The 18,255-nt window shown below is 42.6% G+C and carries 16 protein-coding genes; 7 read left to right on the forward strand and 9 right to left on the reverse strand.

From position 1 onward, the window contains the following. Positions 1 to 60 precede the first annotated feature (60 nt). The 9 genes from DO88_RS00435 to DO88_RS00395 form a co-directional block, all read right to left on the reverse strand. Positions 61 to 942, reverse strand: coding sequence for a LysR family transcriptional regulator (locus DO88_RS00435; protein WP_007376578.1), 882 nt, complete (start codon positions 940 to 942; stop codon positions 61 to 63). 333 nt (positions 943 to 1,275) lie between these two features. Next, positions 1,276 to 1,932 carry a CoA transferase subunit B gene (locus DO88_RS00430; RefSeq protein WP_007376577.1) on the reverse strand — a complete coding sequence of 219 codons (657 nt, stop codon included), beginning with the start codon at positions 1,930 to 1,932 and terminating at the stop codon, positions 1,276 to 1,278. Positions 1,933 to 1,946: 14 nt separating this feature from the next. Next, entirely contained in the window at positions 1,947 to 2,645 is a 699-nt protein-coding gene (locus DO88_RS00425; RefSeq protein WP_033041144.1) for a CoA transferase subunit A, read from the reverse strand. 262 nt (positions 2,646 to 2,907) lie between these two features. Continuing rightward, positions 2,908 to 3,804 carry a hydroxymethylglutaryl-CoA lyase gene (locus DO88_RS00420; RefSeq protein ID WP_007376575.1) on the reverse strand — a complete coding sequence of 299 codons (897 nt, stop codon included), beginning with the start codon at positions 3,802 to 3,804 and terminating at the stop codon, positions 2,908 to 2,910. Continuing rightward, entirely contained in the window at positions 3,804 to 5,807 is a 2,004-nt protein-coding gene (locus tag DO88_RS00415; RefSeq protein WP_007376574.1) for an acetyl/propionyl/methylcrotonyl-CoA carboxylase subunit alpha, read from the reverse strand. The genes DO88_RS00420 and DO88_RS00415 overlap by 1 nt, the downstream gene beginning before the upstream one ends. Before the next feature lie 8 nt (positions 5,808 to 5,815). Then, the gene (locus DO88_RS00410; RefSeq protein WP_033041145.1) at positions 5,816 to 6,586 is read right to left on the reverse strand and encodes an enoyl-CoA hydratase/isomerase family protein; all 771 of its coding nucleotides are present in this window, start codon (positions 6,584 to 6,586) and stop codon (positions 5,816 to 5,818) included. 12 nt (positions 6,587 to 6,598) lie between these two features. Continuing rightward, positions 6,599 to 8,206, reverse strand: a complete 1,608-nt coding sequence (locus tag DO88_RS00405) for a carboxyl transferase domain-containing protein (protein ID WP_033041146.1) — start codon at positions 8,204 to 8,206, stop codon at positions 6,599 to 6,601. A gap of 10 nt (positions 8,207 to 8,216) precedes the next feature. Beyond that, a complete protein-coding gene (locus DO88_RS00400) occupies positions 8,217 to 9,392 on the reverse strand; it encodes an isovaleryl-CoA dehydrogenase (RefSeq protein WP_033041147.1) in 1,176 nt (391 codons plus the stop codon). Positions 9,393 to 9,448: 56 nt separating this feature from the next. Further along, positions 9,449 to 9,883 carry a MerR family transcriptional regulator gene (locus DO88_RS00395; RefSeq protein ID WP_008135264.1) on the reverse strand — a complete coding sequence of 145 codons (435 nt, stop codon included), beginning with the start codon at positions 9,881 to 9,883 and terminating at the stop codon, positions 9,449 to 9,451. A 330-nt stretch (positions 9,884 to 10,213) separates the two neighbouring features. Here DO88_RS00395 and DO88_RS00390 point away from each other — a divergent pair, with 330 nt between their 5' ends. The 7 genes from DO88_RS00390 (at position 10,214) to DO88_RS00360 (ending at position 17,983) form a co-directional block, all read left to right on the forward strand. After that, positions 10,214 to 11,395 carry a thiolase family protein gene (locus DO88_RS00390; RefSeq protein WP_008135263.1) on the forward strand — a complete coding sequence of 394 codons (1,182 nt, stop codon included), beginning with the start codon at positions 10,214 to 10,216 and terminating at the stop codon, positions 11,393 to 11,395. 125 nt (positions 11,396 to 11,520) lie between these two features. Further along, entirely contained in the window at positions 11,521 to 13,011 is a 1,491-nt protein-coding gene (locus DO88_RS00385; protein ID WP_008169214.1) for a CoA-acylating methylmalonate-semialdehyde dehydrogenase, read from the forward strand. A gap of 162 nt (positions 13,012 to 13,173) precedes the next feature. Next, positions 13,174 to 14,331 carry an acyl-CoA dehydrogenase family protein gene (locus DO88_RS00380; RefSeq protein WP_033041148.1) on the forward strand — a complete coding sequence of 386 codons (1,158 nt, stop codon included), beginning with the start codon at positions 13,174 to 13,176 and terminating at the stop codon, positions 14,329 to 14,331. A 10-nt stretch (positions 14,332 to 14,341) separates the two neighbouring features. Next, a complete protein-coding gene (locus DO88_RS00375; protein WP_024590175.1) occupies positions 14,342 to 15,133 on the forward strand; it encodes an enoyl-CoA hydratase in 792 nt (263 codons plus the stop codon). Beyond that, positions 15,133 to 16,284 (forward strand): enoyl-CoA hydratase/isomerase family protein, encoded by a 1,152-nt coding sequence (locus DO88_RS00370; protein ID WP_033041149.1) that lies wholly within the window; start codon positions 15,133 to 15,135, stop codon positions 16,282 to 16,284. The genes DO88_RS00375 and DO88_RS00370 overlap by 1 nt, the downstream gene beginning before the upstream one ends. 10 nt (positions 16,285 to 16,294) lie before the next feature. Further along, positions 16,295 to 17,194, forward strand: coding sequence for a 3-hydroxyisobutyrate dehydrogenase (mmsB, locus tag DO88_RS00365; RefSeq protein ID WP_033041150.1), 900 nt, complete (start codon positions 16,295 to 16,297; stop codon positions 17,192 to 17,194). Positions 17,195 to 17,203: 9 nt separating this feature from the next. Further along, complete coding sequence (locus DO88_RS00360; RefSeq protein ID WP_033041151.1) at positions 17,204 to 17,983, forward strand: SDR family oxidoreductase; 780 nt, start codon at positions 17,204 to 17,206, stop codon at positions 17,981 to 17,983. The last annotated feature ends 272 nt before the right edge of the window (positions 17,984 to 18,255 follow it).

Raw genomic sequence — 18,255 nt, forward strand, 5'->3', positions numbered from 1 at the left:
AGACGAGTTCAGTAATACAACACACAGTAGGTTGTATTACTGAACTCGTCTAATCGGGGGTTATTCTTGGATTTTTCTAAACGTATTTACAACCCACTTCGCAAATAAATCAAGTGGGTGATTAGGTATGTTGGATTCGTGTTGTACTAAGTAGTATTTATCTTTAGTTGTTAAAGGCTGTTCAAATAATTTATAGAGCCACTTCTCATCTAACCAACTTTGACTAATTGGCAGTGGAATAAGCGCAATGCCCATGCCTTGCTGCGCAGCACGTGCTACACCAAACATACTGTCTATTTGGATAATTTGCGAAGGAGAAAAGTCATCAATGCCTGCTTTTTCAGCCCATTGATGCCACGCCCAAGGACGCGCTTTATGTAGAATTAGCGGAACTTGGTTTAGTGCTTTACGATGATCATTTTTCCACTGATTGAGCAGTTTTTCATTACACGCAGGGATATATTCAAGATTAAATAATTCAGTTACTAAGCCTTCAGTAGGTTTACTAGAGGACAATACAATAGACAAATCGCTATGCCGTGTTATTTCTTTGCGTGTTTTAAGCGTATCCATTTGTAAATTAATATTAGGATGCTCTGTCGTCCACTCGCTTAATTTAGGCATAAGTAGTTCGCTTGCAAAAAACTCAGGCAAGGTAATTGTTAAATTAGTGTTTTGTTGCATCTGACTAAACTCGTTAATGGTACCTTCTAACATGGTAATGATAGGAGATACGGCATCAAAAAAGTTTTTACCAGCTGTTGTTAAACTTATTGAACGTGTTTTACGCTGAAAAAGTTCAATACCAAGCTGTTCTTCAAGTTGTTTTATTTGATGGCTTACTGCCGAAGGTGTTAAGTACAGCTCATTAGCTGCATGCTTAAAACTTAGGCTTCTTGCTGCAAAGCAAAAAGATCGAAGGCCACGAATAGGAGTTTGCATGTTTTCCAGTATTAAGTTGTTTATATAGCCTAGTATAGGCAAAAATCGAACCAGTTAGTAATGTTAGTAATTTCAACAAGTTAAAATTACTCATAGAGCAAGTTCACAAAAGTGGTGCATGATAACAACAAAGTAGTGCAAATGCTCTAGCTAACTAATCATCTATTTATGCAACTATTATAGATAAAAATTTACTACAGATGTATGAATTAGCCTAAAAAGAATGCAAAAGGACAAAAAAAATCCCTCTTGCGAGGGATTTTGGGTAACTCAGCGCCATTGGCACTGGGAATGAGGTCGGTACAGGGTAAAGCGTTATTTTTAAGCTAAAGCCTAAAAAACCATTTCTGGAACTTCACCGTCAACAAGTAATTTACCTGCTGTTTTACTAATGATTTCATCAACAGATACGCCCGGAGCACGTTCTAATAGATGAAATGCGCCGTCTTTAACTTCTAATACGGCTAAATCTGTTACTATTTTTTTTACGCAATTAACGCCAGTAAGCGGTAAAGAGCAGGCCTCTAATAGTTTAGAGTCACCATGCTTACTTGCATGGGTCATAGTAACAATAATATTTTTCGCGCCAGCGACTAAATCCATCGCGCCACCCATGCCTTTAATCAGCTTTTTAGGGATCATCCACGATGCGATGTTGCCGTTCTGGTCAACTTCAAATGCACCCAGAACGGTTAAGTCTACATGACCACCCCGTATCATGGCAAAACTATCTGCACTATTAAATATGGCTGCACCTTTGGCTGCTGTCACGGTTTCTTTACCCGCGTTAATCATATCGGCGTCTAGCTCTGCTTTTGTGGGGTACGGGCCCATGCCTAAAAGGCCATTTTCGGACTGTAACATAACTTCAATATCATCTGGTACATAGTTTGCGACGAGTGTCGGAATTCCTATGCCCAAATTTACGTAGTAACCATCTTGAAGTTCTTGTGCAACGCGCATTGCAACTTGTTCACGTGATAATGCCATAATTATGCTCCTGCTTAATCTCGTGTTGTTACACGTTCAATGCGTTTTTCAAAGCTGCCTTTAATAACGCGATTTACAAAAATACCTGGGGTATGAATTTGGCTTGGCTCAAGCTCACCCGGTTCTACAACTTCTTCTACTTCGGCAACGGTAATTTTGCCTGCTGTTGCAGCCATTGGATTAAAGTTCATGGCAGTGTGTCTAAACACTAAATTACCAAAGCGGTCGGCTTTCCACGCTTTAACAATAGCAAATTCACCCGTTATAGATTCTTCTAAAATATACGGGCGACCATTAAACTCTTTTACATCTTTACCCTCAGCCACAGGAGTACCGTAACCGGTGGCGGTGTAAAACGCAGGTATACCCGCGCCACCAGCTCGCATTTTTTCAGCAAGTGTGCCTTGAGGCGTAAGCTCTACATCAATTTCGCCACTTAATAACTGCTGCTCGAATAGGGCGTTTTCGCCAACGTACGAGGCAACTACTTTTTTAATTTGTTTGTCTTGTAATAAAATACCTAATCCAAAGTCATCAACACCACAGTTATTAGATACTACAGTTAAGTTTTTTGTTTGCATCTGCTTAATTTTTTTAATTAAGCCCTCAGGAATACCACATAAACCAAAACCACCGGCAATAATGGTATCGCCGTCTTTTAATCCTTCCATTGCAGCTTCGTAACTAGAAACTACCTTATCAAAACCGGCCATGAGTCTCTCCTCATTGTGTGCTATTTGTTGTTAATTATCTTTAATCATCATTTTATAAGATAGCCATTTAACCTGAACTCTGGTTAAGAGATTTACTAACATATTGAATTAGGGTGATATTTAAATTTATTTTCTTTAGCCAGAGATTTTCAGTGAAAACAAGGCGAATTTACGCGTCAATAGCTGGCCTATTGCAAGTAAATTCAACGCAGTTAGTGCTGAAAATAGCTGCTCGAGATAGATTTATTATCCAGAGCTCAGGTTATTTAGTGTGTAGTGCCACAGATACTTTGCTCACAGGTTGCTTACCAAGTGCTTTGGTTATTTCCCAGCCAGCGTCACTTAACCTTTGTAAATCAATTCCATGCTCAATGCCAAGCCCTTGTAGTAAGTAAACTACATCTTCGGTGGCAACATTTCCTGACGCACCCTTAGCATAAGGACAGCCACCAAGGCCCGCAACTGCCGCGTCAACCGTTGCAATACCTAGGCTTAAAGCTGCGTAAATATTTGTGAGCGCTTGGCCGTATGTATCATGAAAATGCACGGCCAACTTGGTTTTATCAATGTGCGTTAAAAGTAACTCTATTAACTGCGTTACTTTTTTAGCGGTGCCAACACCTATGGTATCGCCAAGGCTTACTTCGTAACATCCTAAATCTAACAGCTTTTGCGATACATTCAGTACTGCTTGCGGGTTAATTTCACCCTCATAAGGGCAACCCAGCACACAGCTTACATAACCACGTACACGAATATTATTAGCTTTAGCAAACGCCATTACTTCGCTAAAACGTTCAATACTTTGCTCAATTGAGCAGTTTATGTTTTTTTGACAAAACGACTCACTCGCAGCGGTAAATATAGCAAACTCTTTAATGCCAACAGCATGCGCTGCTTGTGCACCTTTTAAGTTAGGTGTAAGGGCGCTTAAATTTACATCGGGTAAATTAAGGGCTGATATTACATCCGCTGAGTCTGCCATTTGTGGCACCCATTTTGGGGATACAAACGCGCCAGCTTCAATATCTTTCAAACCTGCAGCACTTAGGGCGTTAATAAGCGCTACTTTATCGGCTGTGCTTACTGTTTTTTCGTTTTGTAGGCCGTCTCGCGCACCTACTTCAACAATACGTACTTTATTTGCAAAGGCACTCATTATGCACCTTCCTCTGTTGTATCTTCGACAATAGCAAGTAAGGCTCCGTGCGTTACTAATTCGCCTTCACCAAAACAGTAGCTTTTTAAAATGCCGTCGTGTGGTGCGTTAAGCGTGTATTCCATTTTCATGGCTTCAATAATTACAACCGCATCGCCTTTGGTAATTGTGCTACCAATGTCAATTAAGTGCTTAACTACCGTGCCATTGAGTGGGGCGGCAAGTGGCAGTGCTTCGCTTTCGTGCGAACTAATATAATGTTTATCAACTAGTTCAAGCTTAGTTTGCAGTGCTTTATTCATAACAGTGACAATATTGCCAACAGTATTATTACCTACAGTAGTTACGTGCGCGCTATGTTTTTCACCGTTAATAAATACACTGCAAAGATTATTATTTAATGTGCCTTGTAAACTAAATACATCCTCGTTATGCGTAATATTATAGCCCGCTGTGGTTTTTATAGCGCTTAGCTGTAAATCGGCAAAAGGGACTTTAATTACTTGTGGTGCATTGAGTGTAAAACCATTCAGCTGTTGCCACGGGCTTGCACTGCTTTGCGCATTTTTGGTATTAGTTAACGATTCTAAATACGCAAAAGCACCAATAAGCTGACTTGCTTGTAATAACGATTTGTCAACCGCAACTAACGAATCACCTTGCTCAGCAATAAAGTGTGTACTTGGCGCACCTTGTTTAAACTTAGGGTGGCTTGCTAAATTATGTAAAAAGCCAATGTTAGTGCTAAAACCCGCTAAATGAAATTGCTCAAGAGCGTGTTGTAAACGGCTCAGTGCTTGTTCGCGATTGTCATCGTGCACAATAAGTTTTGCAATCATCGGATCGTAAAACGGGCTGATTTCGTCGCCTTGTGCAATGCCTGTATCAATGCGTACAAATTCGCTGTTAAGCGGTGTGTGTAGTGCTTCAATAGTGCCCGAGCACGGGATAAAGTCGTTAGCTGGATCTTCTGCGTATATACGCGCTTCAAAGCTATGACCCTGCAATTGAATATCGCTTTGTGTCAGTGGCAATGTTTGCCCACCCGCAATATTAATTTGCCAATTGACTAAATCTACGCCCGTTACCATTTCGGTCACAGGGTGTTCTACTTGTAGGCGCGTATTCATTTCCATAAAGAAAAATTCATCGCCACACAGTAAAAATTCAACCGTACCTGCGCCTCTATAATTTATAGCTAGTGCACAACGTACAGCTGCTTCGCCCATTTCTTTGCGTAGTTCGTCAGATAAACCCGGAGCAGGGGCTTCTTCAATTACTTTTTGGTGACGACGTTGCAAAGAACAATCACGATCGCCTAAATAAACACAGTTGCCATGGTTATCTGCAAATACTTGCACTTCAACATGGCGAGGCTGGTTTACGTAACGCTCAAGCAATACTAAATCGTTACCAAAACCGGCAATGGCTTCACGTTGCGCACCTTGTAATGCGCTCATAAAGTCTTGTGCTTTTTCAACCACACGCATGCCTTTACCGCCGCCGCCAAAGGCCGCTTTAATGAGTACAGGGTAGCCAATTTTTTCAGCTTCACTTTGTAAAAAAGCAGGGTCTTGTTTATCACCATAATAACCTGGTACTAATGGCACATTAGCAGCTGCCATTATTTCTTTAGCGCGGGTTTTAGACCCCATTGCTTCAATGCTACTTGCTGGTGGTCCTACAAAAGCAATGTTATTAGCTTCGCAGGCTTTAGCAAATTCGCTGTTCTCAGATAAAAAACCATAGCCTGGGTGAATACAATCAGCGCCGCAGTCTTTGGCAACTTGTAAAATTTTGTCTGCTACTAAATACGAATCTTTACTTGGCGCAGCACCAATATGGTAAGCCTCGTCAGCCATTTTTACATGCTGGGCATGTTTGTCTACATCAGAATAAACCGCGACCGTGGTTAAGCCCATTTGTTTTGCAGTGCGCATTACTCGGCACGCAATTTCTCCACGATTGGCAATCAGTATTTTTTGTAATCGTTGTGTGTTCATAATCAATCCTACAGTTGCCAAGCGGGTGGGCGTTTATCAAAAAAAGCACTTAGCCCTTCTTGACCTTCTTCAGATACGCGAATTTTTGCAATACGCTCTGCGGTAAGCTCAATGAGTTCATCGGTAATTTCTTTATTTGCTACATCGTTAATTAATGCTTTTGCGGCTTTTACTGCAACAGGTCCGTTATCAATCAGTGTTTGCAGCATATTATCGAGTGCACAGTCTAAATTACCGGTTACTTGATGAATTAAACCAAGTTGCTTAGCAGTATGTGCATCAAACACTTCAGCCGTTAAAAAGTACCTGCGAGCAGCGCGCTCACCAATCGCTTTAATTACATACGGGCTAATAACCGCAGGAATAAGACCCAGCTTTACTTCGCTTAAACAAAATTGTGCATCGTCTTTACTAAGGGCTATGTCGCAACAGGCTATTAAACCCAGAGCACCACCAAAAGCAGCACCTTGCACAGCGCAAATTGTAGGATGAAGGGATCTTGCCAAGACCTGCATTAATTTAGCTAATTGCATTGAATCAGCTAGGTTATCGGCGTAGTTGTTATCCGCCATCGACTTCATCCAGGCTAAATCAGCACCGGCTGAAAAGTGTTTACCTTCTGTTTTTAAAACCAAAGCACGAATATCAAGCGTATTTGCATGTTCAATACACTGAATCAGCTCGTGTATTACTTCACTGTTAAATGCGTTTCTTTTTTCTGGGCGGCTTAACACAAGTACAGCCACATTAGATTTTGTTATTTGTAGTGTTACTGACATTTTGCGCTCCGGTTACATTCTAAATACGCCAAATTTCGAATCACGTTTTGGTGCGTTATTCGCAGCCGTTAACGCAAGCCCTAATACATTACGCGTATCGGCAGGGTCTATAATGCCGTCGTCCCACAAGCGTGCGCTTGCGTAATACGGATGACCTTGCTCTTCGTACTGATCAATAATTGGCTTTTTAAAGTCACTAATTTCTTGCTCGCTCATGCTCTGGCCTTTGCGTGCTAAACCATCTTGTTTAACTTGCGCCATTACACCCGCTGCTTGCTCGCCGCCCATGACAGAAATACGGGCATTAGGCCACATCCACATCATGGTTGGTTCAAATGCACGGCCACACATTCCGTAGTTACCTGCGCCGTAAGAGCCGCCAATAAGTACAGTGAATTTAGGCACATCAGCACACGAAACCGCCATCACCATTTTAGCGCCGTGCTTAGCAATACCTTCGGCTTCGTATTTTTTACCCACCATAAAGCCGGTAATATTTTGTAAAAACACTAAAGGAATATTGCGCTGAGCGCACAGTTGAATAAAGTGCGCGCCTTTTTGCGCCGACTCACTAAATAAAATACCGTTATTAGCCACTATGCCAACAGGATTGCCGTAAATACTGGCAAAACCGGTGACCAGCGTTTCACCAAAGTAACGTTTAAATTCATCAAATGATGAGTCGTCCACTGTGCGAGCTATTACTTCGCGTACATCAAACGGCTTTTTAAGGTCGGTGCCTACAATGCCGTAAAGCTCGTTAATATCATAACGAGGTGGCTTTACATCCTCTAGAAGAGGGGCGGTCGGACGTGTGTAGTTAATGCGCTCAATACATTGGCGCGCAATAGACAGCGCATGGGCGTCGTTTTCAGCGTAGTGATCGGCAACACCCGACACTTTACAGTGCACATCGGCACCGCCAAGCTCTTCGGCGGTTACTTCTTCGCCCGTTGCTGCTTTTACAAGCGGCGGACCGGCTAAAAATATAGTGCCTTGATCTTTTACAATAATGCTTTCGTCTGCCATAGCAGGTACGTACGCACCACCTGCGGTACATAATCCCATTACCACGGCAATTTGTGGGATACCTTTACCCGACATGCGGGCTTGATTGTAAAAAATACGACCAAAATGCAACTTATCTGGAAATACATCATCTTGCTCTGGCAGATTTGCACCGCCCGAATCCACCAAATAAATACACGGTAAGTGGCAACGCTCTGCGATGTCTTGTGCGCGTAAATGCTTTTTAACGGTAAGCGGAAAATATGTACCGCCTTTAACCGTGGCATCGTTTGCAATAATCATGCATTCAACGCCTTTAACACGGCCAATACCGGCTACAACGCCTGCACAAGGTATTGCTTGTTCGTACACACCAAAGGCAGCAAATTGCAATATTTCTAAAAACGGTGAGCCTTCATCAATTAATGTACTTATACGGTCGCGAACAAATAATTTACCACGGCCTTCGTGGCGATCTTTTAATGCAGCGCCTCCGCCTTGGCTAATTGTTGCTACTTTATCGCGTAAATCATCCACCAGCGCTGACATATTTTTATGGTTTTGCACAAACGTTGGATCGTGAGGATTAACGCTCGATTTTAAAATCGTCATGGTTTAATCCTTAACGGCTTTCAGTGAAAAGTTCGCGGCCAATAAGCATGCGGCGTATTTCTGATGTACCTGCACCAATTTCGTATAATTTAGCGTCACGAAGAAGACGGCCCGTTGCGTATTCGTTTATGTAGCCATTGCCACCTAAAATTTGAATCGCATCAAGTGCCATTTTAGTTGCAAGCTCAGCTGCGTATAAAATTGCACCAGCGGCATCTTTACGGGTCGTTTCACCACGGTCACACGCTTTAGCTACCGTATATACGTATGAGCGGGCAGCATTCATTTGTGTATACATGTCGGCTACTTTGCCCTGAATTAACTGAAATTGACCAATCGGGGTATCAAACTGTTTACGCTCATGAATGTACGGTACAACTATGTCCATACACGCTTGCATTATGCCAAGCGGGCCCGCTGCAAGTACTACGCGTTCGTAATCAAGGCCACTCATAAGTACTTTAACGCCTTCGTTTAAGTTACCTAAAATATTCTCTTCTGGCACTTCGCAGTTTTCAAATACTAGCTCACAGGTGTTTGAGCCGCGCATGCCCAGTTTGTCGAGCTTTTGCGCTGTTGAAAAACCAGGAAAGTCACTTTCAACAATAAACGCGGTAATGCCTTTAGCACCGGCGTTTAAATCTGTTTTAGCGTAAATAACTAATGTGTGTGCATCTGGGCCATTGGTGATCCACATTTTATTACCGTTTAAAATGTACTTATCGCCTTTTTTTTCGGCTTTGAGTTTCATCGATACAACGTCAGAGCCCGCATTAGGCTCGCTCATTGCAAGAGCACCAATGTGCTCGCCACTAATAAGCTTAGGTAAGTATTTTTCTTTTTGAGCTTGTGACCCGTTACGGTTAATTTGATTAACACACAGGTTTGAATGTGCGCCATAGCTTAAGCCAATAGATGCACTAGCACGGCTTATTTCTTCCATAGCAATAACATGTTCTAAGTAACCTAAACCGGCGCCGCCAAGTTCTTCAGATACGGTCATACCTAGTACGCCCATTTCGCCCATTTGAGACCAAAGTTGATTTGGAAAAGCGTTATCTAAGTCCGTTTTTTCAGCAAGCGGGGCAATCTCCTGACTCGCAAAACTGTTTACGTGGTCGCGGATCATATCGGCGGTTTCGCCAAGGCCAAAGTTCATTTCTTTATATAGTGAAATAGTGCTCATGATTCATTCCTGTGTGACGTGTGTGTTGTCAGTGTGTTTTTATTTTAAAAATAAACTTACTCGTCTATTTTATTAAGCGTGTCTCTACAGCGGCGCTCGGCCGTCACCAACTCCATAAGAACAACTTTAATGTCGTCCATTTGTTGAGATAGGTCTGCTTTTTTTTCTGAAATAAGGTCAAGCATAGTAACCAACTGCTTAGCGCTTGATTTATCTGCGTCGTACAGTTCAAACAAACGACCGGTTTCGGCCAATGTAAAGCCAAGGCGCTTACCACGTAATATTAGTTTTAAACGCACTTTATCGCGTTTTGAATAAATACGGGTTTGACCATTACGTTCTGGCGTTATTAACCCTTGGTCTTCGTAAAAGCGAATAGAGCGGGTTGTAATGTCAAATTCTTTAGCGAGTTCGCTAATGCTAAATGTTTGTTCATTACTGGCCGGCATTTTGGCTGAGCTTGCAAAGTTTGTTTGATTATCTGGTTTCATAATTGTATTTACCTCATTCGAATAACTCCAATATAAGTGAAGTTTACGTAAAGGTAAAGCTTGGTGTGATTTGAAACTATTTATAAAGGGATGTTTAAGCGAGGTATTGATTTATATTATTAATATTCAATGGGTTAATTTTATTTTATCAGTTTAGTCTAACCGATGGAAAATAATCCTTACACTTATAAAACTAAAAATTAAGCTGTTTTTAGTTGACGTTGGCGTAAACGTTAGTATTGTGTAAGGGTAATAAATAATAAATGAATACTAAATTAATAGAGCAAATATACTAACAACTATTTGCATATAAATACAATGGAGTTAGTTATGACTTTAGAATCAGTGGTAATTGTAGCAGCAAAACGCACCCCAATGGGTGGTTTTATGGGAGCGTTAAGTGATGCGCAGTCTACCGAGCTTGGCGCAACCGCCATTGCCAGCGCACTTGCACAAACTGGTTTAGCTAATGATGCAATAGACGAAGTAATTATGGGCTGCGTATTACCAGCAGGCCTTGGACAAGCACCCGCACGCCAAGCAATGTTAAAAGCAGGCCTTGCACTTAGCACTGGCGCTACAACAATAAACAAAGTATGTGGCTCTGGTTTAAAAGCGGCCATGCTTGCAAACGATTTAATTAAAGCAGGCTCTATTCAATCTGCTATTGCCGGTGGCATGGAGAGCATGACAAACGCACCGTACTTTATTCCAAAAGCGCGTGGCGGAATGCGTATGGGACATGGCGAAATAAAAGATCACATGATGAGCGATGGCCTTGAAGATGCTTACGACAACAAAGCAATGGGGTGTTTTGCACAAGACACCGCCGACGAATACGGCATTGGTCGTGAGCAAATGGATGCGTTTGCATTAGGCTCATTAAGTAAAGCTAAAGCCGCGATACAAAATGGTAGCTTTGATAACGAAGTTGCACCCCATACAATGCAAACACGCAAAGGCGATGTAACAGTATCGATTGATGAGCAACCAGGTAACGCCCGCCCAGAAAAAATTCCTACCTTACGTGCTGCTTTTAAAAAAGACGGCACTATTACAGCGGCTAATTCATCGTCAATTTCAGACGGTGGCGCAGCGCTTATATTAATGAGCGAATCAAAAGCAAAAGAGCAAGGCTTAACACCGCTTTGTAAAATTGTAGCGCACAGCACGCACTCTCAAAAACCAAGTGAATTTACAGTAGCGCCAGTAGGGGCTATGAACAGCGTGCTTGAAAAAGCAGGTTGGGCTGTAAACGATGTTGACCTTTGGGAAATTAACGAAGCATTTGCCATGGTAACCATGCTGGCTATTAACGAGTTAAAACTTGATGAAAGCAAAGTAAACGTTAATGGCGGTGCATGTGCACTTGGCCACCCAATTGGTGCAAGCGGCGCGCGTATTTTAGTAACGCTTATTCATGCCCTTAAAAACCGAGGTCTTAAAAAAGGCATTGCGTCTTTATGTATTGGTGGCGGTGAAGCGGTTGCTATGGCTGTAGAAGCGTATTAACTAGGTATTAAATAGTTATAAGAAAGCTGTACGAATAACTACAAAGGCGCTGCACTCATAATACTAACAAAGCGGCGCTACCAATTTTAAAAGAGAACACACAACTCACACACTAGGATTTAATCATGCACCAAGTACCACTACTTATTAATGGCGAATTTATTCAATCAGCATCAAAAGAGCTTATCGATGTTATAAACCCAGCAACTCAAGAAGTACTTGCACAAGTGCCATGTACCACAGAATCAGAAATGGACGCGGCAATTGCCTCAGCTTCTGAGACGTTTAAAACATGGAAAGACGTACCTATTACTGAACGTGCTCGCATTATGATGAAGTACGCTGCGCTATTAAAAGAACATCATGATGAGCTTGCTACCATTATTTGCCACGAATTGGGTAAAACATTTGAAGATGCAAAAGGCGATGTTTGGCGTGGTATTGAAGTAGTAGAACAAGCAGCAAACGCACCATCATTAATGATGGGTGAAACAATGGAAAACGTAGCGCGTAAAATCGATACGTATTCTTACATGCAGCCACTTGGCGTATGTGCGGGCGTAACTCCGTTTAACTTCCCTGCAATGATCCCACTTTGGATGTTCCCGCTGGCTATTGTGTGTGGTAACACCTTTATTTTAAAACCGTCTGAGCAAGACCCACTTACACCAATGCGCTTAGCAGAGCTATTTATTGAAGCCGGTGCACCAAAAGGCGTATTACAAGTTGTTCACGGTACAAAACCACAAGTAGACCGCTTACTAGAAGATAAAGCAGTACGCGCTATTTCGTTTGTTGGCTCGTGTGGTGTAGGTGCTTATATTTATTCTAAAGGCACACAAAACCTTAAACGTGTGCAAGCGTGTGTTGGTGCTAAAAACCACATGGTTATTATGCCTGATGCAAGTAAATCGCACGTTGTAAATAACCTAGTAGGCGCATCGGTAGGTGCTGCTGGCCAGCGCTGTATGGGTATTTCGGTTGCTGTATTTGTAGGTCAAGCAAGTCAGTGGGTAGATGACATTAAAGCAGGCTTTGAAAATGTACGCCCAGGCGTGTGGGATGATGCAAACGCGGCATACGGTCCACAAACATCAAAAGCGGCAAAGGCACGTATTTTATCACTCATTGCTGGTGGTAAAGAGCAAGGCGCTACCTGTTTAATTGATGGTTCTGACTTTACGGTTGAAGGGTATGAGCAAGGTAACTGGGTTGGCCCAACGTTATTTACCGATGTAACCAAAGAGATGGATTTATATAAAGAAGAAATATTTGGTCCTGTACTGGCGTGTATGTTTGTAGACACGCTTGATGAAGCAATCGCACTTATTAACGACAGCCCTTACGGTAACGGCACCTCATTATTTACGTCAAGCGGCGCAGTGGCTCGTAAATTCCAACACGAAATTGAAGTAGGCCAAGTAGGTATTAATGTGCCAATTCCGGTGCCACTTCCGTTCTTTTCGTTCACTGGTTGGAAAGGCTCATTTTATGGCGATACTCACACGTACGGTAAACAAGGTATTCGTTTTTATACAGAAACTAAAACGATTACATCACGTTGGTTTGAAGACGACATTGCGTCGGGTCCAAACATGAGTATTAACTTAAAATAATCGTAATTAAAAAATGAGTAAATAAAAGAATAATTAATAAAAAAGATGGGCGCGAAGGCTACTTCACACACAACACACACATAAGCCTTCGCCGCTCGTCACAAACTATCCCTGTAACGGGAAACACTAACAACATAACTTACACAATTAAAGAGGTCTACCATGGACTTTAACTTATCTGAAGATCAACAAGCCTTTGCTCAAACTGCACGCCAATTTGCCGAGTCAGAACTTGCCCCCCATGCAGCAAAATGGGACCGCGAACATATTTTTCCTAAAGACACGATTAAAGCAGCAGGCGAGCTTGGTTTTTGTGGTTTATACACGCCAGAGAAAGCGGGCGGCCTTGGTTTATCTCGTTTAGATTCGAGCATTATTTTTGAGCAGCTTGCTATGGGCTGTACCGCAACAACGGCTATGTTAACCATTCATAATATGGCTACCTGGATGGTAGCAAGTTTTGGTACCGATGCCGTTAAAGACAAATACGTAGAGCAATTAGTAATGGGCGAGCTACTTGCCTCTTACTGTTTAACAGAGCCTGGATCGGGCTCAGACGCCGCATCACTTAAAACAAAAGCTGTGCTTGAGGGTGATGAGTACGTTATTAACGGCTCAAAAATGTTTATATCGGGCGCTGGCGAAACCGAAGTGCTAGTTGTAATGGCACGTACAGGCGGCGAAGGCGCTGCGGGTATTTCGGCATTTGTAGTGCCTGCCGACGCAAAAGGCGTTGAATACGGCAAAGCTGAGGAAAAAATGGGTTGGAACGCACAACCAACACGCCTAATTAGCTTTGAAGATGTACGCATTCCTGCGCATAACTTGTTAGGCGCAGAGGGCGAAGGCTTTAAATTTGCGATGCAAGGCCTTGATGGCGGCCGAATTAACATTGCCACATGTTCAATTGGTACAGCGCAAGCGGCGCTTAATACCGCCCGTGAATATTTAAAAGAACGTACACAATTTGGTAAACCATTGGCTGCGTTTCAAGCATTGCAATTTAAAATTGCCGATATGAACACCGAACTTGTAGCTGCGCGCCAAATGGTTAGGCTTGCTGCATCTAAACTTGATAATAACGACGTTGAAAAAACCACTTACTGCGCCATGGCTAAACGCTTTGCTACCGATGTTGGCTTTACTGTGTGTAACGACGCACTGCAAATTCATGGTGGTTACGGTTACATAAAAGAATACCCGCTTGAGCGCCATGTACGTGACGTACGCGTTCATCAAATTTTAGAAGGCACTAACGAAATTATGCGTGTAATTATTGCGCGTCGAATTTTAGCTGAGTCTGCAAGCGACGTTTTATAAGGAGCAATGTATGTCAGAATCTAAATCTAATCCGAGTATTGAACTTACAACCGAAGGTCATGTTGCTATTTTAACGATGTCTAATCCGCCAGCAAATACCTGGACAAAAGACACCCTAGTTGATTTAAAAAATACCGTTAATGAGCTTAATAATAATAAAAATATTTACGCCTTAGTACTGACTGGTGAAGGCGAGAAGTTTTTTAGCGCGGGTGCCGACCTAAATGTATTTGCTGGTGGCGATAAAGGCGTAGCCGCCGATATGTCGCGTGTATTTGGTGAAGCATTTGAAGCACTGACTAATTTTAGAGGCGTGTCGGTTGCAGCCATTAATGGCTATGCAATGGGCGGCGGGCTAGAAGTTGCGCTTGCGTGCGATATACGTATAGCTGAAGAGCAAGCACAAATGGCATTGCCTGAAGCTAAAGTAGGTTTATTACCCTGTGCGGGGGGCACACAAAATTTAGCTTGGCTTGTAGGCGAAGGCTGGGCAAAACGAATGATTTTATGCGGCGAGCGCTTAAAAGCTGATAAAGCCTTGCAAATTGGCTTAGTAGAAGAAGTAGTACCACAAGGTGAAAGCTTTGCGGCAGCACTAAAACTTGCCAACCAAGTGGCCGATCAAAGCCCCACCTCAGTTGCAGCATGTAAAACATTGATTCAAAAAGGGCGCCATCAACCAATGGCAAGTGTATTACCTCTTGAGCGCGAGTTATTTGTTGGTTTATTTGATACCGAAGATCAACAAGAGGGCGTAAATGCCTTTTTAGAAAAACGCCGCGCTAACTGGGTAAATGGCTAATGAGTTCTTTAACATTATTAAATAGCGCCGATGAGCCCGTGGTATTTGAAACCGCAACCGCAGAAAACGGCAGTTTAATTGGGCTTATTACACTCAATGCGCCAAAAGCCTTAAACGCACTTAATTTTGAGATGATCAAATTACTTGAACCGCAATTGCGTACTTGGGCAACCGATACCCGCATTGCCATGGTCATCCTTAAGGGCGCAGGCGATAAAGCATTTTGTGCAGGCGGCGATGTTGTAAGCCTTCATCATGCAATGGCGCAAGGTAAACCAACAAGCTTAGTTGAAGAGTTTTTTACGCTTGAGTACAAGCTTGATTATCTTATTCATACCTTTGATAAACCTATCCTCGTTTGGGGTAACGGCATAGTAATGGGCGGCGGTTTAGGGCTAATGGCCGGTGCTAGCCATCGCGTCGTAACTGAAACATCACGCATTGCCATGCCAGAGCAAACCATAGGTTTATACCCAGATGTAGGCGGGAGTTACTTTTTACATAAAATGCCACAAAACGTCGGGTTATTTTTAGGGTTAACGTCGGCATCAATTAACTGCGACGACGCGCGTTTTGTATCGCTTGCCGATCACTTTATCGACAGCACTAAATATGATGTCATGCTTGCGCAAATTTTAGCAGCTAAATGGGGCAAAACCGCAAGCTTAAATCATGAGCGTTTAACTAAGTTATTAACCGATTTAGACAACCAATCTGCGCGTATGCCAAAAGGCAATGTAAAAGCTAATCTCAAAACGATTCAAAAGCTGAGTGAGTTTACAACTTTGCAGGAGCAGGTAGATTATATTTTAGGACTAACCACTGACGATAAATGGCTACAACGCGCCCAAAAGTCACTAAAACACGGATGCCCACTAAGCTGCGCACTCGTTAGTGAACAATTAAAAACAAGTAAAGGCAAAAGCTTATTAACGTGTTTTAAAATGGAGCTGGGTATGTCGGTTCGTGCTGGCGAAGTCGGTGAGTTTCAAGAAGGTGTAAGGGCGTTATTAATAGATAAAGACGGCGCGCCTAATTGGCAGTACAAAACACTTAGTGATGTCCCACAAACAATAATCGACAGCTTTTTTGCTAATCGCTTTGGCGAAAACCACCCACTCAATGGCTTAGACACGCCAACACACAAATAAAGGAAAGACGATGACTAAACTCAATATCGGTTTTATCGGCTTAGGCAATATGGGCGGCCCAATGGCGGCTAACTTAATTAAAGCTGGGCATACTGTGAGTGTGTTCGATTTAAACCAGTCGGTCGTAAATGAACTTGCAAGCAAAGGCGCAAAAGCAGCAGTTGATGCAAAGCAGTGCGCAACCAATGCTGACGTACTTATTAGTATGTTACCTGCAGGCAAGCATGTTAAATCGCTGTATTTAGGAAATAACGACGGCAGCGGTTTAATTAACGTGCTAAGCAAAAATACATTAGTAATTGATTGCTCAACAATAGATGCAGAATCAGCACGCATTGTAGGCAGCGCACTTGGTAAACAAGGCATAAGCTTTGTAGATGCACCGGTATCGGGCGGCGTTGCAGGCGCAACCGCAGGCACACTTACTTTTATTGTAGGCGGCGAAAAAGCCGCGTTTGATAAAGCACATATAGTGCTGAGTGATATGGGTAAAAACATATTTCATGCAGGCGATATTGGCGCAGGCCAAGTAGCAAAAATATGTAATAACATGCTACTTAGCATTTTAATGGCAGGCACCAGCGAAGCACTGCAAATGGGTATTAATAACGGCCTCGATCCTAAAGTACTTAGCGACATAATGACCGCAAGTTCTGGCCGTAACTGGACGCTTGAACTTTACAACCCTTGCCCAGGTGTAATGGATACAGCCCCTGCTAGTAACGATTACAAACCAGGCTTTATGGTTGATTTAATGGCTAAAGATTTAGGCCTTGCCATGGAAGCCGCGCAGCAAAGTAATTCATCAACCCCAATGGGTTCAATGGCTAAAAATTTATACACTATGCTACAGCACCAAGGTGCGGGTAGTGATGACTTTAGTGCCATTTTTAAACTGTTTTCTAAGTAGGAGCAACGCGTGGAAATTAAAAATAACACGGTAGTAATAACCGGAGGCGCACAAGGTTTAGGCTTTGCAATGGCGCAAAAGTTTGCACTTATGGGTGCCAACATTGCTTTAATAGATATGGCACAAGACTTATTAAACACCGCATGCGAGCAACTTATGCAATTAATGCAGCTTGAAGGTGTAACCAGCAATATTAAAGGTTATGCCGCAAACGTAACAAATGAGAGCGAAGTAGAAAACGTATTTAATACCATTAACTGCGATTTTGGCCACATTGGTGTGCTTATAAACAACGCCGGTATTTTACGCGACGGCATGTTTATAAAGGCTAAAGACGGTAAAGTCGTTAAAAAAATGTCTCTTGAGCAATTTCAATCAGTTATTGATGTAAACCTGACCGGTGTGTTTTTAGCTGGGCGGGAAGCTGCAAGCCACATGATTGAATCTGGTAAAGGCGGCGTTATAGTTAATATGTCGAGCGTAGCGCGAGCAGGTAACATAGGCCAAACAAATTACGCAGCATCAAAAGCAGGCGTAGTGGCACTTACCACCACATGGGCTAAAGAACTAGGTCGTTTTGGTATACGTGTAGGCGCTATTGCACCAGGTGTAATAAGTACCGCCATGACCGACGCTATGAAGCCCGAAGCCAAACAACGTATGCTCGCAGTAACGCCAGTAGGGCGCTTAGGCGAAAGCGACGAAATTGCGCATACTGCACAATACATAATCGAAAACGACTTTTTTACCGGCCGCGTGGTTGAAATAGACGGCGGCATTCGTTTGTAAAGTAAGCTGGATTAAGGTTGATTCAAAAAGCATGGCGCCTGTGGGCTGTGCTTTTTTGTTTTAAATCGGGGAGATTTATAATCTTGAAAAAGGGCTGATAACCCCGTTAGCACCTTGTTGTAGTATATGGGTAGGATACCCGCTGAGTCAAAACGTTGAACATTTTAGCGTTCTAAATAACTCATTAACTGCGTTAAAAACTTCTCATATAGATAAACTATATAACCAATTTTTTGCCTTGTTACTGAGCTATTTATAATCTTGAAAAAGGG

The organism is Pseudoalteromonas sp. S3431, assembly GCF_000690035.1.
Lineage (GTDB): Bacteria > Pseudomonadota > Gammaproteobacteria > Enterobacterales > Alteromonadaceae > Pseudoalteromonas > Pseudoalteromonas fuliginea.